22 protein-coding genes and 1 riboswitch are annotated in these 21504 nt (G+C 38.9%); of the genes, 20 read left to right on the top strand and 2 right to left on the bottom strand.

The features are described from left to right. The first annotated feature begins 27 nt into the window (after nucleotides 1–27). The 12 genes from AC1DSK_RS08890 to AC1DSK_RS08835 all read left to right on the top strand — a co-directional run bounded on the left by AC1DSK_RS08890 (nucleotide 28) and on the right by AC1DSK_RS08835 (nucleotide 12155). Nucleotides 28–807, top strand: coding sequence for a segregation/condensation protein A (locus AC1DSK_RS08890; RefSeq protein ID WP_016427453.1), 780 nt, complete (start codon nucleotides 28–30; stop codon nucleotides 805–807). Continuing rightward, on the top strand, nucleotides 800–1375 hold the full coding sequence (scpB, locus tag AC1DSK_RS08885) for an SMC-Scp complex subunit ScpB (RefSeq protein WP_477547988.1): 576 nt from the start codon (nucleotides 800–802) through the stop codon (nucleotides 1373–1375). The genes AC1DSK_RS08890 and scpB overlap by 8 nt, the downstream gene beginning before the upstream one ends. A gap of 20 nt (nucleotides 1376–1395) precedes the next feature. After that, nucleotides 1396–2391: a D-alanyl-D-alanine carboxypeptidase family protein gene (locus AC1DSK_RS08880; RefSeq protein ID WP_477547987.1), complete on the top strand. Its 996-nt coding sequence runs from the start codon at nucleotides 1396–1398 to the stop codon at nucleotides 2389–2391. A 96-nt stretch (nucleotides 2392–2487) separates the two neighbouring features. Beyond that, nucleotides 2488–3222 (top strand): pseudouridine synthase, encoded by a 735-nt coding sequence (locus tag AC1DSK_RS08875; RefSeq protein WP_477547986.1) that lies wholly within the window; start codon nucleotides 2488–2490, stop codon nucleotides 3220–3222. A 157-nt stretch (nucleotides 3223–3379) separates the two neighbouring features. Further along, on the top strand, nucleotides 3380–3916 hold the full coding sequence (gene resA / locus AC1DSK_RS08870; RefSeq protein ID WP_477547985.1) for a thiol-disulfide oxidoreductase ResA: 537 nt from the start codon (nucleotides 3380–3382) through the stop codon (nucleotides 3914–3916). Between the two features lie 12 nt (nucleotides 3917–3928). Then, nucleotides 3929–5587 (top strand): cytochrome c biogenesis protein ResB, encoded by a 1659-nt coding sequence (gene resB / locus AC1DSK_RS08865; RefSeq protein WP_477547984.1) that lies wholly within the window; start codon nucleotides 3929–3931, stop codon nucleotides 5585–5587. Next, nucleotides 5584–6768, top strand: a complete 1185-nt coding sequence (ccsB, locus tag AC1DSK_RS08860; RefSeq protein ID WP_477547983.1) for a c-type cytochrome biogenesis protein CcsB — start codon at nucleotides 5584–5586, stop codon at nucleotides 6766–6768. The genes resB and ccsB overlap by 4 nt, the downstream gene beginning before the upstream one ends. A 99-nt stretch (nucleotides 6769–6867) precedes the next feature. After that, nucleotides 6868–7584, top strand: a complete 717-nt coding sequence (locus AC1DSK_RS08855; protein ID WP_477547982.1) for a response regulator transcription factor — start codon at nucleotides 6868–6870, stop codon at nucleotides 7582–7584. Beyond that, a complete protein-coding gene (locus tag AC1DSK_RS08850) occupies nucleotides 7577–9358 on the top strand; it encodes an ATP-binding protein (protein ID WP_477547981.1) in 1782 nt (593 codons plus the stop codon). The genes AC1DSK_RS08855 and AC1DSK_RS08850 overlap by 8 nt, the downstream gene beginning before the upstream one ends. A 45-nt stretch (nucleotides 9359–9403) precedes the next feature. Continuing rightward, nucleotides 9404–9946 (top strand): RNA polymerase sigma factor SigX, encoded by a 543-nt coding sequence (gene sigX / locus AC1DSK_RS08845; protein ID WP_477547980.1) that lies wholly within the window; start codon nucleotides 9404–9406, stop codon nucleotides 9944–9946. Then, nucleotides 9933–11165, top strand: coding sequence for a hypothetical protein (locus tag AC1DSK_RS08840; protein WP_477547979.1), 1233 nt, complete (start codon nucleotides 9933–9935; stop codon nucleotides 11163–11165). Before sigX ends, AC1DSK_RS08840 begins: the two co-directional genes overlap by 14 nt. Nucleotides 11166–11289: 124 nt before the next feature. Next, a riboswitch (FMN riboswitch) is annotated at nucleotides 11290–11422 on the top strand. Nucleotides 11423–11576: 154 nt separating this feature from the next. Continuing rightward, nucleotides 11577–12155, top strand: a complete 579-nt coding sequence (locus tag AC1DSK_RS08835; RefSeq protein WP_016427442.1) for an ECF transporter S component — start codon at nucleotides 11577–11579, stop codon at nucleotides 12153–12155. Between the two features lie 311 nt (nucleotides 12156–12466). Here the strand turns inward: AC1DSK_RS08835 and AC1DSK_RS08830 are convergent, their stop codons facing one another. Beyond that, on the bottom strand, nucleotides 12467–12715 hold the full coding sequence (locus tag AC1DSK_RS08830; protein ID WP_016427441.1) for a ferredoxin: 249 nt from the start codon (nucleotides 12713–12715) through the stop codon (nucleotides 12467–12469). A 110-nt stretch (nucleotides 12716–12825) separates the two neighbouring features. On the opposite strand from AC1DSK_RS08830, the gene AC1DSK_RS08825 reads away from it, so the two are divergent. The 6 genes from AC1DSK_RS08825 (at nucleotide 12826) to AC1DSK_RS08800 (ending at nucleotide 18836) form a co-directional block, all read left to right on the top strand. Beyond that, complete coding sequence (locus AC1DSK_RS08825) at nucleotides 12826–13863, top strand: YpbB family protein (RefSeq protein WP_477547978.1); 1038 nt, start codon at nucleotides 12826–12828, stop codon at nucleotides 13861–13863. Beyond that, nucleotides 13860–15311, top strand: coding sequence for a RecQ family ATP-dependent DNA helicase (locus AC1DSK_RS08820; RefSeq protein ID WP_477547977.1), 1452 nt, complete (start codon nucleotides 13860–13862; stop codon nucleotides 15309–15311). The genes AC1DSK_RS08825 and AC1DSK_RS08820 overlap by 4 nt, the downstream gene beginning before the upstream one ends. 73 nt (nucleotides 15312–15384) lie before the next feature. Continuing rightward, complete coding sequence (locus AC1DSK_RS08815; protein WP_477547976.1) at nucleotides 15385–16026, top strand: LysM peptidoglycan-binding domain-containing protein; 642 nt, start codon at nucleotides 15385–15387, stop codon at nucleotides 16024–16026. Between the two features lie 75 nt (nucleotides 16027–16101). After that, nucleotides 16102–16731 carry a CBS domain-containing protein gene (locus tag AC1DSK_RS08810; RefSeq protein ID WP_477547975.1) on the top strand — a complete coding sequence of 210 codons (630 nt, stop codon included), beginning with the start codon at nucleotides 16102–16104 and terminating at the stop codon, nucleotides 16729–16731. A 74-nt stretch (nucleotides 16732–16805) separates the two neighbouring features. Beyond that, nucleotides 16806–17570, top strand: a complete 765-nt coding sequence (locus AC1DSK_RS08805; protein WP_477547974.1) for a metallophosphoesterase — start codon at nucleotides 16806–16808, stop codon at nucleotides 17568–17570. Between the two features lie 297 nt (nucleotides 17571–17867). After that, complete coding sequence (locus AC1DSK_RS08800; RefSeq protein ID WP_477547973.1) at nucleotides 17868–18836, top strand: YpdA family putative bacillithiol disulfide reductase; 969 nt, start codon at nucleotides 17868–17870, stop codon at nucleotides 18834–18836. Between the two features lie 50 nt (nucleotides 18837–18886). Here AC1DSK_RS08800 and AC1DSK_RS08795 read toward each other — a convergent pair whose 3' ends face one another. After that, the gene (locus AC1DSK_RS08795) at nucleotides 18887–19858 is read right to left on the bottom strand and encodes an asparaginase (protein WP_477547972.1); all 972 of its coding nucleotides are present in this window, start codon (nucleotides 19856–19858) and stop codon (nucleotides 18887–18889) included. A 77-nt stretch (nucleotides 19859–19935) separates the two neighbouring features. Between AC1DSK_RS08795 and prsW the strand changes: the two genes are divergently transcribed. Next, the gene (gene prsW / locus AC1DSK_RS08790; protein ID WP_477547971.1) at nucleotides 19936–20622 is read left to right on the top strand and encodes a glutamic-type intramembrane protease PrsW; all 687 of its coding nucleotides are present in this window, start codon (nucleotides 19936–19938) and stop codon (nucleotides 20620–20622) included. A 76-nt stretch (nucleotides 20623–20698) separates the two neighbouring features. Further along, nucleotides 20699–21496, top strand: coding sequence for a spore cortex-lytic enzyme (gene sleB, locus AC1DSK_RS08785; RefSeq protein ID WP_477547970.1), 798 nt, complete (start codon nucleotides 20699–20701; stop codon nucleotides 21494–21496). Nucleotides 21497–21504: the final 8 nt, after the last annotated feature.

Raw genomic sequence — 21504 nt, 5'->3', positions numbered from 1 at the left:
GAATCTATTTGATCGGGTGATCTTAACATGTCTTATGAAGTAAAATTGGACGCTTTTGAAGGTCCTCTCGATTTATTATTGCACTTAATCCATCGTTTGGAAATTGATATATATGATATTCCAATGGCTGATTTAACTCTACAGTACATGGAACATATTCGTGCTATGCAAGTGCTTGAATTGAATGAAGCAAGTGAATATTTAGTAATGGCCGCATCCCTGCTTGCAATCAAAAGTAAAATGCTGCTTCCGATTCACGAAGGTGAATTGGATGATGACGAACTTGCCCTTGATATGAATGACCCAAGGGAAGAATTGGTGAATCGTCTGATTGAGTATCGGAAGTATAAAGAAGCAGCTGAGAATCTGCAGCAATTAGAAGAACAACGAGCACAAGTCTTTACAAGAGCACCAAGTGACTTGACCGACTATCAACCAACTCAACAATTAACTGCATTTGATGATCCTTTGAATGTCTATGACATGTTGGGTGCTTTTCAGAAAATGCTGAGAAGGAAACGATTGAAAGCCCCGCTTGCCACCAAAATTACTAGACAGGAACTATCCATCAAGGACCAAATGAAAAGTGTCTTCAAGACTTTGAAATCCCGTGGCGGAAGTTGTTCTTTTTCAGAACTTTTTCCATCAGAAGACAAACCAACTCTGGTTGTCACATTTTTATCTTTGCTGGAACTTATGAAAAGACAAATGGTAATGGTCGAGCAACGTCAGAATTTTGATGATCTGACAGTTAATCTAATAAATGATCGATGGGAGGAAGAATCTTTTGAGCCTATTGATGAGTAAAATTGAAAGTTTACTTTTTGTCACAGGAGACGAAGGGTTATCAAGTAAACAGATTGAAAATTTAACTGGTGCAACATCTATAGAGGTAAAAGAAGCATTAGAGAAATTACAGGATGACTATACAAAATCCAAAAATCGCGGAATTGAATTAAAAGAATTAGCCGGTACATATCAACTGATTTCAAAAAAACAAAACGCAGAAACCATTCAACGTCTCGTTGAAAACCCAACGAATCAACCTCTTTCACAAGCTTCATTGGAAGTGTTGGCGATCGTTGCCTACAAACAACCGATTACACGAATCGAGATTGAAGACTTACGAGGCGTGAAGAGTGAAAGACCATTACACACGTTAAGCCTTAAAGGTCTGATTCAGGAAGTCGGTCGAGCTGAAGGCACAGGGCGTGCCATCCTGTATGGCACTACGAAAGAGTTTTTAAATGTATTTGGATTAAATGATATGAATGAGTTGCCGCCGTTACCGGAAACACAAGGGACGGAAGAAGATGACCAAACAGATTTATTCATGACAAAGTTCCAGGAAGCTTTTGGGGAACAACAAGAATAAGAAGCGAAAGGTGCTGCTGGTTGCGAAATAAATGGTTGATTGTGTTAGTTATTCTCCTGGTAGGTGTAAGTCTGTTGTACCCTCGATTATCTGAGGCGCAGGGATCTGCTTATGCAGTAATTGATGCGAAGACAGGACGGTTATTGGCAGGAAGCGGTGAAGACCAAAAAATGCCGATTGCCAGCTTAACAAAAATGTGGACAGCGGTTGTCGTGGCGGATGAAGTAGATTTAAAAGAAAAGGTCAAAATTTCACCTGTAGCCACATCGCAAGAAGGTTCATCCATTTATCTTAAAAATGGAGAAGAAACAGCCGTTGATGTATTGCTTTATGGATTAATGCTGAGGTCCGGTAACGACGCAGCAGTTGCTCTAGCAGAGCATGCAGGAGGATCAGTTGAAGGCTTCGTTAAATTGATGAATGAAAAAGCAAAAATTATGGGATTAAAAAATACACACTTTGAAAACCCATCAGGATTACACCACGAGGAACACTTATCTACCGCTTATGACACAGCTCTTATGTTGAAAATCGCGATGGAAAATAAAGAACTCAAACCGATCTTAACTGCACCCCATTTCAAACAAGACGGGAAGTACTGGGATAACAAGCATAAGCTCGTTCGCTTGGAAACGAAAGCGATTGCCGGGAAAACAGGATTTACGAAAACAGCAGGTAGAACACTTGCAACGTATTTCAAAGATGGAGACGAAGAAGTGATTGTTGTTACATTGAACCAATCGAATGATTGGCAAATGCACAAGCAACTTGCAGAGAACGTCTTTGCACAATATGATAGAGTTCAAGTCATTGAAAAAGGCTCATATGATTTACCAGGTGGATTGGTGATGAAAGCTGACGAGTCAGCCTACATCCTAAAACACAAGGATGAACAAGTTTCGCATCTTGTCGTTTTGAATCGGGCGAAAGCGTCTCAAAAAGTGGCAAAATGGGAAGTACAAATAAACGGGAAAACCATACTTACAAAAAAAGTACATATTGAGCGGAATGAATGACGAAGACTGCTTATTAAATAAGCGGTCTTCTTTTGTTTTGAGCGAAAGTGTGACATAATTTTTAAAGAGTATAGGAATCGACGATGAGGTGAAAGTATGGAAAGATTACAAAAAATGTTAGCACATGCTGGGGTTGCGTCACGAAGAAAATCCGAGCAACTGATTTTAGAAGGAAAAGTGAAAGTGAATGGACTAGTTGTCAAAGAACTTGGAACAAAAGTATCTGCATCAGATACAGTTGAAGTAGATGGCGTGAAGTTGGAAAAAGAGCAAAAGGTTTATTATTTATTATATAAACCAAGAGGAATTATTTCGGCAGTGACGGATGACAAAGGACGTAAAACGGTTGCAGATTTATTTCCGCACATACCAGAACGACTATTTCCGGTGGGGCGTTTAGATTATGAGACATCGGGTCTTTTAATCATGACGAATGATGGCGATTTATCATATACGCTAACTCATCCTAAATTCAAAATCGATAAAACGTATGTTGCACGAGTTAAAGGAATTCCAGTGAAAGAGCAACTCCGCCCGCTAGAACGTGGAATTGTACTAGAAGACGGAAAGACAGCTCCAGCCCGTGTCAAATTATTATCGGCTGATCCAAAACAAAGCAAGGCAATTATTGAAATCACGATTCATGAAGGTAAAAACCGTCAAGTTCGTCGCATGTTCGATGCCATCGGTTTCCCTGTGCAAAAATTGAAGCGTGAACGCTTTGCTTTCTTGACGCTTCATGGTCTTAATGCAGGTGAATCACGTGAGTTGACGTCCCATGAAGTGAAATTACTGCGTGTTATGGCTGAAACAGGAAAAATTGGTTCATAATTAGTAGGTATTGGAAATTGCTTAACTCTATTCTCCAATTTTAGAGGTTTTCGGAATACCTGAAAACGTTCACAAACCCTTCAAATGTGCGGTCTTAGCAACCGCTTTTCTTTGTTATAATGATAAATGATTATTTCGTCATGTGGGAGGTATAAAAATGGCTCAGACGAAACAAAAAAGATTTTTGATACGGACATTGATTTTGTCTGTTCTGGTAGTAGCAATCATTTACACTATTTACAACAATGCTTCTAAAGACAAGGTGGATGTTCTAGGCGTTGGGGACGAAGCACCGGATTTCACTTTGGTGGATTTAAATGGGGAAGAGCATCGCTTGTCAGATTATAAAGGACAAGGGGTCTTTCTGAATTTCTGGGGTACATGGTGTAAGCCGTGTGCAAAAGAAATGCCCGCAATGGATCGTCAATACGAAGTATTTAAAGAACAAGGTGTTCAAATATTGGCTGTAAACATCGCGCAGTCTAATTTTGAAGTAGAACAGTTTGCTGACCAGTATGGACTAGATTTCCCGATTGTTATTGATAAAACGAAAAGTGTGATGGAAACATACAACATTGACCCGCTTCCAACGACTTTGTTAATCAATCCTGAAGGTAAAATTGAGAAGATCGTACGCGGAGAGATGACAGAACAGGACATCGCTCATTTTATGGAGCAGATACGTCCCGATTAAGGAGTCAATCATATGAACAACATCATTTGTGCTTGTGGGCATGAAAATCCAGAAGGAACAGTGTTATGTGGGAACTGTGGTCGGCCCCTCACAAAAGAAGCAAAAGATTTAAAATTAGCGGATATGCGTTACGAAGGTTCTGCACGCCGTTCGCAAACATACAACAAATCGATTATTGATAAGATATGGAACTTCTTTTCAAGTGTTAAAATCGGAGTAACCATTATTATCATGATTTTGGTGGCAGCTGCCATCGGAACTATTCTACCGCAAGTACTTTACGTTCCAGCTACAACAGAAGCGGATATAGCTGCTTATTATGAAAGAGTGTATGGAACATTCGGGAAGATCTATTACGAATTGGGCTTATCAGATTTATATGGCTCATGGTGGTTCCAGACGTTAATCGGGATGCTTGGAATTTCCCTTATCGTTGCAAGTTTGGACCGTTTTATTCCTTTATACAACTCTTTGAAAAAACAACGCACGAAAAGACATGAAAGTTTTATGAAACGTCAACGTCTTTTTGCTCTTGGTGGCATCAATTCCATAGAAGAAACGTTTACAAAAAGTGAAGCTAAGCTAAAAGAACTCCGTTATAATGTGAAGCGAGAAGACGGAGCGTTACTGGCAGAAAAAGGCCGCTTTTCAAGATGGGGTCCTTATGTTAATCATGTTGGTCTTATTATTTTCCTGTTCGGGGTTATGCTGCGGGCATTACCAGGATTCTATGTGGATGAAACGATGTGGATTCGCGAAGGTGAAACACGGGCCATTCCGGAAGCACCTGGTTATTACTTGGAAAGTAAAGAATTTATTCTTGAAACTTACGATAAAGAAAAATCAGACGAAGTGTTCGGGGATGCTATTGAGCGTGTCGGAACGATTGCATCTAACTATCAGACAAATGTAGTTTTATATAAAAAACCAGAAACTGCATTACCTGGTCAAACTGATAATCTTGAAGAAGTGAAAAAAGAATCCATTCAGGTGAATCATCCTTTGAAATTTGAAGGTTTTTCTGTTTATCAAATGGACTTCCGTTTGGATGAACTTCGCACAATGCATTTTAATTTATCAAATAAAGCGACTGGCGAATCTTTAGGTGATCTTTCCATCGATTTGACGAATCCAGAAACTTCTTATGATTTAGGTAATGGGTCTTCTGTAAAATTGTTAGGATATTATCCGGATTTTTCTGGATTTGAAAAGGGAGAGCCTCAAACGAAGTCTCCAATTCCGAACAACCCTGCATTTTTAGTGGAAATGAAGACACCTGAAACTCCTGAAGGGGAAACCAGTTTTGTGGCGATAAAACAAACTGTGGAGCCGCTTGGGGATAATGAATATAAACTTGAATTCCAAAGTGTAGATACGCGTGATGTTTCCGGTCTCACGATACGTAAAGATAAAACATTATGGATTTTAGCTTTAGGTGGCTTGATTTTCATGATCGGGGTTGCGCAAGGATCTTACTTCAATCACCGTAGAATATGGATTCATGAAACGAAAGATGGACAGGTTGCTGTCGCTGCCCATACGAATAAAAACTGGTTTGCTATTAAAAAAGAGTTGGATCAGCTAACGGAAGCAGCACAACTGCCTCCATACATGGATCAACAGGACTCTGAATCACATGAGCTCAAAAAGGATGGTGAGAAGTCGTCATGACACTCGTCTCGATTAGTGGGAATTTATTGTTTGTTGCATTTGTTTGTTATTTGATTGCAACATTATTTTTCGGTGGAGCAGTGAAAGGCTCAAAGTCAGAAGCATCAACTTCTGAGAAGCGATGGGGGCGCATCGGGATTATTGTAACGATTGTTGGATTCATCGCAAACTTGGCTTACTTCATCACTCGTTGGATAGCTGCTGGACATGCTCCGGTAAGTAACTTATTTGAGTTTACAACCGCTTTTGGCATGATGGTTGTTGGTGCGTTTATTTTAATCTTTTTCATTTACCGGACACCATCACTCGGACTGTTCGCATTACCGATTGCAATCATCATTATTGCATATGCAAGCATGTTCCCGCGCGACATTAATCCTTTGATTCCGGCGTTGAAAAGCTATTGGTTAACAGTCCATGTTATTACGGCTGCACTCGGTGAAGCCATTCTGGCAATCAGTGCCGTGGCTGGTTTGATTTACTTACTGAAGAATGTTGACATTACGAAGAGATCAAAACAAAGTTTTTGGTTGGAAGCAGTCATGTTTACACTCGTCTTAACATTAGGCTTTGTTGCTTCAACCACTACATTTAGCGTGATGGATTACGAAGCAAAATTCAGCTATGTAGATAAAGAAGAAAAAGAAAAAGAAATTACGTATAATGCACCACCTCTATTCGGAATGAATGAGTATGAGTCTTTGACACCTGGAACTATGACACCATTTGCCGAAATGCCTCCACTTGTTAATGCGAAAAAATTAACGACGGTTACTTGGTCATTTTTGTTTGGGGTTATCCTTTATGGATTAATCAGGCTTATCATTCGCAAACCAATTTCAGCTGTTCTGAAACCTTTTGCCCAAAAGGCCAATTCGCAGTTAATGGATGAAATCGGTTATCGTGCTGTGTCCATCGGATTCCCTGTGTTTACGCTTGGCGCACTGATATTTGCGATGATCTGGGCACATGAAGCCTGGTCAAGATTCTGGGGCTGGGATCCGAAGGAAGTTTGGGCTCTCATCACATGGCTATTCTATGCAGCCTTCCTGCATCTTCGATTATCACGAGGCTGGCATGGCGAAAAATCTGCATGGTTGGCTGTCATAGGCTTCATTATTATTATGTTTAACTTAATTGCTGTTAACCTAATTATTGCCGGGTTACACTCATACGCTTAAAATGACAAGCCTTTTCCTTCCGAGGGAAGGGCTTTTCTTTCATTTTAGAGCATGTAATTGTACAATAATTGGTAGAGTCAGGACGGAAGGGGTAACACTATGTCGGAACATATTGCTGTTTTAATTGTAGATGACGAAGACCGCATTCGTCGATTATTGAAAATGTATTTAGAGCGTGAAGGATATGAAGTGGACGAAGCTGAAAATGGAGCCATGGCACTGGAAATGGCACTTGAAAAAGAATATCACTGTATCCTATTGGATGTGATGATGCCAGAGAAAGACGGCTTGGAAGTGCTTGCCGAACTTCGTGAACTTAAAGCAACACCGATTCTTTTATTAACTGCAAAAGGCGAAGAAGCAAACCGCGTTCAAGGATTTGAATTAGGAGCGGATGATTACATAGTCAAACCATTTAGCCCGCGTGAAGTAGTTCTTCGTGTGAAGGCCGTCTTAAGACGCTCCGTGACAATTTCACCAATTTCAACAACCTCTTCTTCAAAAGATTTGGTGGTATTTCCGCATCTAACGATTGACCACGATGCACATCGCGTCACAGCGGATGGAACAGAAGTGAACTTGACACCGAAGGAGTATGAGCTACTTTACTTTTTAGCGAAAGCTCCGGATAAAGTATTTGACCGTGAACAATTGCTGAAAGAAGTTTGGCATTACGATTTCTTTGGTGATTTGCGTACAGTCGATACCCATGTGAAACGATTACGTGAGAAATTGAACCGTGTATCCGAAAAAGCCGCAAAAATGATTGTAACTGTATGGGGAGTAGGCTATAAATTCGAGGTTGTCAATGAATAGAATATGGAACAGCGTTGTCGGGAAGCTATGGGTAACCATATTGCTTCTCGTTTCGTTTGTATTGTTTATCATTACGGTCTTAATGCTTGAATTTTTAGGGAACTATCATAGCGAGCAAGCTGAAGCATCCTTACGGCAGGAAGCGAGTACAATTGCCCGTATTGTAGATGATCATGAAAATGTTGATGCATCTCTCTCTATTATTTCTGACATCCTTGGCCCAGAAACGAATGCACTGATTGCTAAAGAACCGCGTGAAGTATCTCTTGCCTTACACGAAGGGGAAAATGGGGAAGAAATAAAAAAATATATTATGAGAGATCAAACGCTTGGAAAAGTTTTCGAATCATCACAACCAATCATTAAAGAAATGATGCTGCCATCTCTCCAAAATAAAAGTCAAATGGAACCCTTTATCGTATTGGCTTCTCCATTGAATGATGGAAACGAAGTTCATGGAGCCGTATTCATTTATCAAAGCTTGGATGTCATTCATAAAACTACAAAAGAAACGACGAATATCGTCTTTCTCTCTGCTTTTATTGCATTTATCTTAACGACTTTCTTTGCTTTTTTCCTTTCTACCCGGATCACATCACCACTGCGTAAAATGCGTGAAGCCGCATTTGAATTATCGAAAGGAAACTTTGATACCAAACTGCCTTCCCTTCAAAATGATGAAATTGGCCAATTGGCAAATGCATTTAACCAGATGGGAAGACAATTAAAGCATCATTTAGAAGTGATCAATCAAGAGAAGGAACAGCTATCCAGTATATTGACGTCGATGACAGATGCCGTCATTACGTTTAATCGTGATCATACGATTTTACTAAGCAATCCACAAGCTGAAAAATTGTTGCAAAAATGGTTTTTCCGCATGGGTACGAATAATGGTCAGCCGATACCTGTTGAAATGGATCACATGCTTGACCATGTCCTTCATATGGAAGAAGAAATTAATGAAGAACTCGAAATGGAAGGAAGCTATTTTGCCATTACAATCAGTCCATTGTACAGTGGCGATTCAATTAGGGGAGCCGTTGCTGTATTGCGGGATATGACTGAACAACATCGACTGGATCGATTACGCTCTGACTTCATAGCGAATGTGTCTCATGAACTCAGAACCCCTATTGCGATGTTGCAAGGGTATAGCGAAGCCATTATAGATGATGTCGTATCATCTGAAGAAGAACGAGACGAAATGATAAAAATTATTTATGAAGAATCCCAACGCATGGGACGACTCGTTACTGATTTATTGGACTTAGCCCGTATGGAATCAGGTAGGATGCGTCTGTATAAAGAAAATGTTGCTGTTGCCCCAGTCATCGAAAGAATTACACAAAAATTCGCACAAGTAGCGAAGGAATCACATATAGATTTGAAATTCGATTCTGCCGTCTCTTCGAAATTGACTACAGAAGTGGATGAAGATCGTATTGAACAAGTTTTGACCAATCTGATTGATAACGCTATCCGTCATACACCGAATGAAGGAAAAGTCACGGTATGTGTCGAACAACACAATGCATTCGTGAAAATTAGCGTGGAAGACACAGGTTCGGGAATACCAGCTGAAGATCTGCCGTATGTGTTTGAGCGTTTTTACAAAGCAGATAAATCGAGAACAAGAGGTAAAGGTGGAACTGGTTTGGGTCTCGCCATTGCCCAAAATATGGTGGAAGCCCATGATGGTGTGATTTCAGTAATGAGTGAAGAAAATGTTGGAACCAAATTTACCTTTACATTACCAATAAAAAAAATGTAACTTTTTATTTGTTGTAACGACTAATTTTATGAACGGGGGGAGTTCATGGATGACTCCGTTTTTCACAGGCTTTATGACCAATATCATCAAGACGTATTTCAGTTCTTGCTGTATATTGTTAAAAATAGACAGACAGCCGAAGACTTAATGCATGAAGTATATGTTAGAGTATTAAAAGCATACAGCCGATTCGAAGGGAAAAGTTCCGAAAAGACTTGGTTATTTTCGATTGCCAAAAACGTTGCGATTGATCATTTTCGAAAGTCGTCTGTACGCAAGCGTCATGCTTTTGACTTTTTTGATTGGGAAAAACAAGAGCTGAGATCCAATGAAGCTCTGCCTGATGAATTAGTCGAAATGAATGATGATATGAAGCAATTGCTGGACGTATTAGATGAATGCACTGGCGATCAAAAAATGGTTATTGTCATGCGATACTTTCAAGACCTATCCATTACGGAAACAGCACAAGTTCTCGGATGGACGGAAGGGAAAGTAAAGACCACACAACATCGGGCAATCCATAAACTTAGGGATCGCTTATCAGGGCATTCGGATAGGAGGCAAGTTCACGGTGAGCAACAATAAATGGAGTGAACAAAAGATTGACGAGTTACTTAGCCAAGTGCCCCAAATACATGATACACGCTCCAAAGACGAAGTATTGAAACGTTTGCAGCAAGATCCAAGATTGGCCGCCGATAGCAAAAACAAAAAACGTAAACAATGGATTCCATCAACTGTAGCAGTTGCAGCGATGGTAACCTTGACAATACTTGTAGCAAGTTTTCTCAATAATCCGCAAAATGAGGATAAGACCATGTCAGAGATGGCTGTTACTGATAGTTCCGCTAAACTTGAAGAAAACGCGGATGATACATCGAATCAAATGTTTTCAAATAGTAAAGAATCTGCAAACGATAGTGCGGGCATAACCAGTGATGAGGAAACGTCTCCCACATTTGCTCGTCAAGGTGCCGTTCTCACATCTGTCTACCCAGTAGATGCAAAAGAACATACAGTCTTTCACATTGGCATGTTGTCGAATGATGGAATCGTTGTACCCTTTACGGTACTTATTCCGAGCCGGACCATTGCGAATGATTTAGGAAATGCAGAGCCAACGAGTTTGGATTTGTATAATCAATATGCTGGTGAATTAGTTGAATCCGCACTTGGATTTGCTGAATTCCATCCATTCGAAGGTGAATTTAAAGAACAACAGAATCAATTGATTCACAAGTTGCCATCTACACATGATTACGATTTGTCGAGTGCAACCATAAATGCGTATACCGAATTAATTCAAGAAACGTTTTATGGCTACGACCAAGTTGTTTTTCAAAATGAAGATGGAAGTCAAGCTGAATTTGATCAAGTTGGTCCTATGAAACCGCGAGCATTGACAAGTGGGAACACGTTTACGAGTTTTTATCTGTATAGAGATGAACACGGGAATCAATTTCTGGTACCGAACATGAACGAAATGCATTCGGACATTCAAGAAGCGATGAATGAAATGAAAACATCTCAGAGTGATTATCTACAGAGTGTAATTCCCGAAGGCATCAATTTTGAAGTGAGTAATGAGCAAGGGGTAAATCGTATCCGGTTTACACAGGAACTGAACTTAGAACAAATGGATCCTCAAGCAGCTTCTCATTTAATCGAAGGAATTCTATTGACGAATGGGAGTTTTGGGAACGACGTTCAGTTTGAAAATATCGCACCATTAACTTGGAATGGTTTCGATTTCAGTAAGCCCGTCGCAAGTCCTGTTGGAGCGAATAAATATGTTTGGGAATAAGGTTTTACATGTTTCAAATTGACAATTGGATAGAAATTTATTAATAAAAAAGAACCATCCGTAGGCTCAAGTAGTTTACAAATGGTTCTTTTTTTCTTATAGTAAACAATGTAAGTTAATATTGATTCATCTTCGGGGCAGGGTGAAATTCCCGATCGGCGGTAATAGAAGTACGTTTTCTTAAGCCCGCGAGCCGTAAGGCAGGATTTGGTGTGATTCCAAAGCCGACAGTATAGTCTGGATGGGAGAAGGTGAAGGTGCGGTCGTTTTTCGTTCTGTCATTTGACGAGACGCCTATTTAAGTGCGCCTTTCTACTCCCTTAAGCGATAACGGCTTAAGGGATTTTTGATGGGACAAAACGGACGAACTTTTCTTCTTGTGGAGTGGATCGGCAAAAGGAGAGAGTTTTTATGAAGAACAACAAACTGCGTGTCATGATTGCCGTAGCCATGTTAAGTAGTATTTCATTTGTCTTAATGCTATTTAATTTTCCGTTACCTGCATTACCACCATTTTTAAAGGTCGATTTCAGCGATGTGCCAGCACTTATTGCGGCAATTACTATGGGACCTGTAGCTGGGATCTTAGTAGCACTATTTAAAAATGTTCTATATTGGATTTTCAGTGGTAGTCCAACAGGTGTTCCTGTTGGGGAAATTGCCAATTTTGTAACGAGCATTTTATTCATGCTTCCTGTATATGCAATTTATCGTAAAGTTTCAAATACGAAAGGTTTGGCAATTGGTCTGATTGTGGGAATCCTTGCCATGGCAATCGGGATGAGCGTTTTAAATTATGCGGTATTTTTACCGATGTACACTTATTTCTTGAATATGCCAGCACTTACTGGTTCTGCATTGCGTGATACGATTGTGCTAGGAATTTTACCATTCAACTTAATTAAAGGGTTGCTGTTGTCCGCCATTATCATTGTTTTGTTCAAGACGATGAAAACGTGGTTGGATAAACAACGAGCTCAATTTTCATAATAATAATCATTATTAGACTATGTTAAAGAATACTAGATATTGATTTGCGCACAGCAAGCTGCAATAAAGAGTATGGTCAAAGGAAGTTTGACCGTACTCTTTGCGACGAGTAACCGCAGGAGCAAGGTTTCCTCTGTGCCGAGTAACCGCAGGCACAGCACTTTTGGAGTGTGAGACTAACAAGTATGCGGTTTTCATACTTGTTGGCACATGCGTAACATACGGCTAGCGCAAATGTGCGATAAACGACATTATATTAATAAAGCTATATTAATGAAAAAAAAAGCTGCGAAGAAATTCGCAGCTTTTTCCTATTCGTATTTTAATGCATCTCCGTCAAATGATTCTTCTGCAACTTTAATGGAATCCGTAGGGCAGCCTTCAAATGCATCTTGCATATCTTCTTCGAGTTCATCTGGAACTTGAGTTGTTCCCATGTTATCATCTAAAATAACAAAGGCAATGCCTTCATCATCATAATCGTAAATATCAGGTGCAGCTGCGCCACATGCGCCACAAGCGATACAAGTATCTTTATCTACAATAGTATACTTCGCCATGTTAAAACCTCTCCTTTTTCTCCGTTCGCTTGAAAAAGCTTTTCGTATTTATTCTAATCATGTTTTCCTCAATTTTCAACCTAAATACATATTAAATTGGAGGAAGTCTTGTGCTATTCCAACAAATCATCTTACATATGGTCAATCGATTAAATGAAGAACGTACAATTTCAGCCCCGTTTCACCTAATTAGAGGTAAACGTTCGGGTCAAACCATCCAAGATGTTAAAAGTTATGGACTGACCAATTACTTTTCACTTTTTCCAAAACTCACAAAACCAACATATGAACAATATGTGCTACAAATGATTCAGTCAAACTTGCTGATTGTCAACGAGCAATCTATTCCCAAACTAACGCTCTTGGGAAAAGAAAAGTTGAAAGAAATGCCACCATTGCAGTTGAATGGCTGGTTATATAGAGGAAATGAACGCATTTTCTTTCAACGTTTATCGTTAGTTACTCAAACACTATCGCATGTTAACGCAAAAAAATGGACGTTCACACCCATACAAAAAGATGAAAAGATTCAACAATGGGTTCGTCATTTTTTGCATGACTTTACTTACAAGTCGAATGAGTTCATTTCAAAATATTATGAAGAACTGCTCAGTGTGTGCCAGTCGGACAAGTTATCCGAACTTCATTTAGTAATTCTCAGTCATCGTTTGACTGGATATGAGGTAAGTGGAGTGACATGGCAACAGCTTTCCCGCGCTTTGAAGGAAGATGAAATGGATCTTCAAATCCGTCTGCAAGAAAGTTTACATATTATACTTGATGAAATTTCCATCAGACCATCTTTGAGTCTATTAACGAGAATGACTGAAGATATCAAAGCACCAACTCCATTAACTGACTCAACTAAGAAAACATCAGATTTGTACCAAAAAGGCTATTCATTTGAAGAGATTAGTTCAATGCGCCAACTAAAGACAAGCACAATAGAAGATCATTTTGTAGAGATGGCGATGAATGGATCATTACTATCAGTGGAGATGTTTTTTCCGAACGAGGATGTTCCAAAGCTCATTCAAAAAATCAAAGAACAAGAAACTAAAAAATTGCGGACGCTAAAAGACGGTTTCCCAAGTTATACGTACTTTCAACTAAGGCTGCTTTTGGCTATAGGAGGGGAATCGAATTGACTTCAAATCTGGAGAAAGTTCTATATGATAAATTTGGTTATCGTACGTTCAGGCAAGGTCAAAAAGAAATCATAAAAAGTATTATCAATAAAGAAGATGTTCTTGCGATTTTACCTACAGGAATGGGTAAATCACTTTGTTATCAGCTACCGGGATATCTTTTACCGCATAGCGTCATCATTATTTCACCCTTGCTATCTTTAATGCAGGATCAAGTTGAACAACTGAAAAAAATGGGGGAGAGGCGAGTCGTTGCGGTAAATTCATTTTTGACTCCGCCTGAAAAAAATGCGCTTTTGCAGAGAATGGAAACATATAAATTCATTTTTCTATCACCAGAAATGATGATGCAAGAACAAGTGAAAGCTAAGTTAATGACTATGAAGATTTCTTTAGTTGTTGCAGATGAAGCTCATTGCATATCACAATGGGGATTCGACTTTAGACCGGACTATTTGCGATTGAGTGATTGGTTAACTTTTAGCGGACGCCCTCCAATCCTTGCGCTAACTGCGACAGCGACACCAAAGGTTATTGAAGATATCACCACTCAATTGAATATGCGCCAGCCATCAATCCATATCCAAGCACTCGATCGACCAAATATCCGATATGAAGCGGTTGAAGTTGATTCCCAGGAGCATAAGTTTGATCTTATCGCAGAACAAATAGAGCGCTTTACCGGTCCGGGAATTCTGTATACGCAATCACGCAGAAAAGCAGACGAATATGCTCTGAAATTAAATGCGAAGGGCATACGTATTGCCTCCTACCATGCAGGAATGGAACAAGTCGACAGGATGTTTATTCAACAGCAGTTTTTGAATGGTGAAATTGATTGGGTGTGTGCGACAAATGCCTTTGGAATGGGTGTACATAAAGATGATGTGCGGCAAATCATTCATGATCATTTTCCTTCCTCGGTTGCCAATTACGCTCAGGAAGTTGGGCGTGCTGGAAGAGATGGCCTTGATTCACTGGCCACAATGTTTTTTACTCGAGATGATGAAGATTATTCGATTTTCGTGGCAACGAACGATTTTCCCGATGAGTCACATGTCAGGTTGTATAAAGAATTTCAGCAAAACGGACAACATCCTAGTCAATTAGTTGAGATAGGCGTGTTATCTGAAACGCATGTACGAATATTAACCTATTGGTTACCACGCAAATCAGTCGAGGAGACCATCGATATTTTGCATCAATTAAAACAGCAAAAGATTCAGCAGATTTATTTGATGAAAGACATTTTAACGAATTCTTCTTGCATTCGACAGCAGATCGTTGAAGTGTTTGGACAGCAACTTAAGGAAAGACCAGAAAATTGTTGTTCGAAGTGCGGATTAAATAAAGAGAATATCGTAAATTCATCGGAACAACCAGCAGCCAAAATAATACTGAATGCTTGGGAAAAAAGAATTTCAGCATTGTTCCAACGAAACTGTTAGAGGTTTATTTTACTTTTTCTCCAAATTTCGTCATAATAAATAAAGATGAAAAGTAGAATAGGAGTTTACAGCTATGAATAAAGATGATTATCAAAATAAAATTGAAGAACATCGTAAACCCATACAATTAAATGGTGATGAAAAACCCAATACACGTGCTTCCAGACGTTCAACGAATGTTGCTCCTAAAAAGAAGAAAGAAAAACGCATTTTATTGTTACCCATCCTGTTCTCATTCTTTATTCTGATACCTGTTTCATTTCTGATCTATGTTTTTGCATTTTATGAGCCGAATGCGAATGAAACAACAGTTCTTGACGATAGCCAAGTCAAATATGAACAAAATGATGAAGATATAGCAAGTGAAGAAGATTCTCAAAACACTGAGTCAGAAGCGTCAGCTGAAGAAAACACTGAAAAGGATAATTCGGAAGAATCTTCAACAACTGAACAACAAACTACAGAAGAAACACCAGAAGAAGTAGTAACAGAAACTGAAGAAGTTGAAGAAGAAACTGACAAAACACAGGATGAAGAACAATCTAAAACAGAACAATCTTCCGATTCCAAGACACATGTCGTTAAACCAGGTGAAACACTTTACCGAATTGCCATGAATTATTACAATTCACCAGATGCCGTCGAAAAAATCAAATCTGCAAATGGACTTTCATCAGACTCGATTTCAACTGGGCAAACATTGATTCTTCCATAAATTTTTGTTTTATAAAGAGGATAAGAGTGAGTTTTGTAGAATAGTTTAATAATCAAGATAGATTGAGGTGACAGTATGTTTGCGAAAAGTGTAATGATTCCAAAGGAAAAATGTATTTCAATTCAAACATCAGAGTCGGTGCAAGCGGCACTGGACATATTGGAAAAAAATCAAATCGATGCATTGCCAGTATTGGAAAATGGCTCTTATAAAGGTATTTTAAATCGATATATTGTTTACCGTGCATTTTATTACAGTGGTTTAAACAAAGCAGATTTTCTTGCAAGCACGTCTTTAATGGACGTTGTGACAAGATCGGATATCTATTTATCCATTGATGACGTTTTTGAAGATTCTCTACTTCAACTAAATGACTTTCCAATTATAGCGGTAGTGGAAGAAAATCGCTTTTTAGGTCTTGTCACTCGATTTGATATCATGGATCAATTCAGAAGTGCTTTTGGAATGGATCGTCCTGGTGTTCGCATAACATTTTCGTCTGTAGAGACAGAGGGACAGATAGCTCGCGTAGGAGACATTATTCAAAAGTTCCATGAATCTGTGATTTCATTAGTTACATTTGATGAATCAGACAAATTATTGAGACGTATCGTGTTGAAAATCGAGAAACGTGATAATGTACAAAAATTCTTGAAAGAACTTGACCGTTCTGGATTCCGCGTATTGCATATGGAAGAAGATTGATCGAAATACAACTTTCAAACAAGTAAGGGGAAGGGGAAACCCTCCTCTTTTTATTTTGATTCAGAGGTGAATACATGCGTTATTTGGCAACAATTATAGGGTTTACTTTATGTATACCATTGATTATGGTGAAAAAAGCTTTTGAGACGAATATACGTCACCAGCAAATTGACATATCCAGTTATAAGGATGAGCACCCATTCCGCGTGTTTTTCATTTCCGATATTCATCGAAGGAAAATAACGAATCATTTAGTTGAGGAAGTCGGAACCGATATACATGCAGTAATTATAGGTGGAGATCTGGCGGAAAGTGGTGTACCTTTAGAGCAAATTGAAGACAATATTAAACAACTGGCTAAAATCGGTCCTATTTATTACGTTTGGGGTAATAATGACCGTGAAGTGGGAGAAAACCATATCCGAAAATATATTCAAAATGTGGGTGGAATAATTTTAGAAAATGAAGCAATCTGTGTAAAAACAAATGCTCATCATATCTGGATTGTTGGCATAGAGGATGTATCTTCAGGAAGAGCGAACATTAGTAAAAGTTTTGCCAATGTACCTGAAGAAGACCCGATTGTCTTTGTTTCACACACTCCATTTGTCTTTAATAAAGTAAAAGACCGTTACACTTCTGACGTGTTATTGGCTGGTCATACTCATGGAGGACAGATTCGAATAGGAAAATGGGGATACTACCAAAAAGGTGAGTTGATAAAAGGTCGAGATGAAATTACTTTAATCAGTAATGGCTTCGGTACAACTTTTATCCCTCTCAGATTGGGTGCACCTGCAGAATGTCACATCTTGACCATTAAAAATAAAGATTTTTAAAATGTTCTCGCAGCCCATACACGACGTTTACAATAATTGTTAAAAAAAGAATCTTCCAGACCGTTTAATCAGCATGCTGAAAATTGAGTTTCACAAATTCAACAGGATATTTTGCAGGCATTTCTATATGTTGATGAGCGATCAGTGCGGAACTTGTTGAATGAATCAAATTATTCTCGGACCGATCATGAGAGAATGGGATTATTGGATTGAAAAAACGTTGTCAATTAGTTGTATTGTACTGTTAGTTCTCCAATCATTAGATAGGAGATTTTTATATAGAGGAAGTGTAAAATAATGGAGAAAGTAGATGCAATCATTGTAGGTGGGGGTCCTTGTGGTCTCGCAGCTGCAATTTCATTACAAAATATCGGGCTTTCACCCGTCATAATTGAAAAAGGGAATGTCGTGGAAGCGATTTATAAGTACCCTACTCATCAAACTTTTTTTAGTACAAGTGAAAAACTGTCAATCGGGGATGTACCGTTCATTATTGAAGGACGTAAACCAAAACGAAATCAGGCACTTGTTTATTACCGCGAAGTGGTAAAAATGAAAAAATTACACGTTCGCAAATTCGAAACGGTTCAACGCGTTGAGAAAATCAAAAATATGTTTGAAGTATATACAACAAAATCTACCTATAAAACAGAACATGTAGTGATTGCAACCGGATATTATGACCACCCGAATTTTCTTGGTATACCAGGAGAAGAGTTACCGAAAGTAAGCCATTACTTCAAGGAAGGTCATCCTTATTTTGATACCGATGTAGTGGTTATAGGGGGTAAAAATTCGAGTATTGATGCAGCTTTAGAGTTAAATAAAGCAGGGGCCAGAGTAACTGTCGTATATAGGGGTAGTACTTATTCAAGTAGCGTGAAACCGTGGATACTGCCTGAATTTGATGGCTTGGTTCGCAGTGGTGAAATCACCATGCTATTTGATTCACACGTTGAAGAAATTGGACAAGAAGAAGTACGGATACGCAAACCAGATCAAGTCATCACCCTTAAAAATAATTTCGTTTTTGCTATGATTGGGTATCATCCGGATCATGACTTCCTGCGCCAAATGGGTGTGCATATTGACGAAGCTTCCGGCAGACCATTGTTAAATGAATTGACGATGGAGTCCAATATTGAAAACTTGTATATTGCTGGTGTTTTAGCGGCAGGAAATAATGCAAATGAAATTTTCATTGAAAATGGTCGCTTTCACGGTGAGTTAATTGCGGATGCGATAAAATCAAAAAGAAGCTGCTGAGTGGTCAGCAGCTTTTTCTTATGTAGAATCAAAAGTGTTCTAAAGGAAAATTAATATTCAAAAATGGTGCGAAGGGATTGTGAGCATCGAGCATCAGATAGGGCTATCAACAGTTTAATTCGTGCTTTCTGACCACTGAGTCCATGTGCAAATAACACGCCCATTTCTTCTAGCATTTTCCCTCCACCTACATAACCATAAACGGGCTGCGCAATGCCGTTGTAACATCTGGAAACCAAAACAACGGGAATCTTTTGCAGAATTAGTTGTTTAATAGCGGGCATAATGGCAGGCGGAACGTTTCCTTGCCCCAATCCTTCCAAAACAACTCCGCTATAGCCCGAATTTGCAACATGCATCAGCAAGTCTGCATCCATCCCAGCATAGATTTTAAGTAATGCTACTTTTGGTGAAACGTCATCCACTTCAAATGATTCACGGGAGTTAGGTGTATGGTGAAAATGAATAGTCGTTTTTGAAATGAGTCCGATTGGTCCATATTGAGGACTTTGGAAAGTTGATACATTACTTGTTGATGTTTTTGTTACGTTCTGGGCTGTATGGATTTCATCATTCATAACAACCAGAACTCCTTTGCCAATTGCGTCTGCAGTAATCGCTACCCGTACTGCTGATAACAGATTATAAACGCCATCTGCACCAATTTCATTTGAAGAACGCATGGCACCTGTCAAGATAATAGGGATATTGCTTTTTACAGTGAGATCCAGAAAATAAGCTGTTTCTTCCAGAGTATCTGTCCCATGTGTAATGACGAAGCCATCTACATGATTTTCTGTCGATTGCAGATCAATAATTTGTTTCAGTTTTAACATTTCTGTCGGGGTCATATGTGGTGATGGGTAATTAAATGCTTCAATTTCATGAATATCGGCATATTCCTTCAATTTATCGATTTCAGCAGTTAACGGATTGGAATCGCCAGGAACTACCGCCCCAGATTCATCTTGAACATGCATAGAAATCGTTCCACCAGTATGAATAACAACTATTTTTTTCATTTCTTACTACCTCCATCCATCCAACAACTGACATAAGAATGATATAATTAAACCAATAAAAGGGAGGCGAGAGCAACTTGATACTATTATTATCTGTCGCAATCGCTCCAGGGCTTGCGTTATTCAGTTATTTTTATTTGCGTAACCAAATTTCATCAGAGCCTTCTAGAACATTGTTTCATACATTTATCTATGGTGCTATTTTAACGTTTCCTATTCTCTTCATACAACATGTGTTTGAAGTTGAACATATTTTTCAATCAATGTTTACACGTAACGTATTATTCACCAGTTTATTAGAGGAGTTTTTTAAGTGGCTCGTATTGGTTATGGCCATATACCAGCACGTTGAATTTGATGACCCGTATGACGGGATTTTATATGGTGCTAGTGTATCACTTGGTTTTGCTACGGTTGAAAATATTCTTTACATATTTACTTTCGGATTGGATACCGCTTTTTTGCGCGCGTTATTGCCGGTTTCAAGTCATGCTATTTTTGGAGTGGTAATGGGATATTATCTGGGACGTGCAAAATTTGCTTTAAGTGAATCTTCCAAGCCTCTTTTGTTTATCGCTTTGCTTGCACCTTTGAGCTTGCATATGGTCTATAACGGGATACTATCAATTGAATCGATTTCCATGTATTTCATGATTCCGTTCATGTTGTTTTTATGGTGGTTATGTTTAGCAAAAGTAAAAAAAGCGCATTTATTAACGGTTCAACATTTTAATAAACAAGAAGATATTAGTGAAAGTTTGTGAAACCAATTTTAATAAATTGGTTTTTTTTTGTATAAAAAACGCACGATTCCTCATTCTAAGAAAAAGGAGAATGAGTATGCGAAAAAACAAATGGTTAATTTGGTTTATCACTTTATGTATGCTGACATTATCGGTCAGCGCACCCCAGGAATCAGAAGCCTTTTCGGATCAAGTGATTGAAATGGGTGCTTACGGAGATGATGTATTAGAATTGCAAGCACGATTACAATATATCGGTTTCTACAAAAATAAGATAGACGGTAAATTCGGCTACGGTACTTACTGGGCACTACGTAATTTTCAGGAAAAGTATGGCTTGCCAGTTGACGGTGTGGCAGGGCAAAAAACCAAATCGAGGCTAGCAAAAGAGTCCACCTATCATAAAAAGTATGTAAAAGATCAAATAAATAAAGGAAATCAATTTACTCACTACGGCAATATTCCTTTAGAACAACAGGTTAAGAAAGGGACGAATAAAGGAGCTAAACAACCTGAGCAGGTACAATTACCAGCTAAATATTCTGAACAAGATTTACAGCTTATGGCCAATGCTGTTTATGGTGAATCACGTGGAGAACCATACGAGGGGCAAGTTGCTGTTGCAGCAGTAATTTTAAATCGTGTGGAAGATCCCAAGTTTCCGAATACTGTAAGTGGGGTAATCTTTCAGCCTAGGGCATTTACCGCAGTTGCTGATGGTCAAATATGGTTGACTCCAAATGCACGCGCTAAAGAAGCTGTACTAGATGCATTGAATGGTTGGGATCCTACTGAAAATGCACTTTATTACTTCAATCCAGACACTGCAACAAGTGATTGGATTTGGTCTCGTCCGCAAATCAAAACAATAGGAAAACATATATTCTGTGAGTGAGGAGGAAA

It is taken from the genome of Paenisporosarcina sp. P4_B8, assembly GCF_056402175.1.
This window is presented reverse-complemented; position numbering and strand designations above follow the sequence as displayed.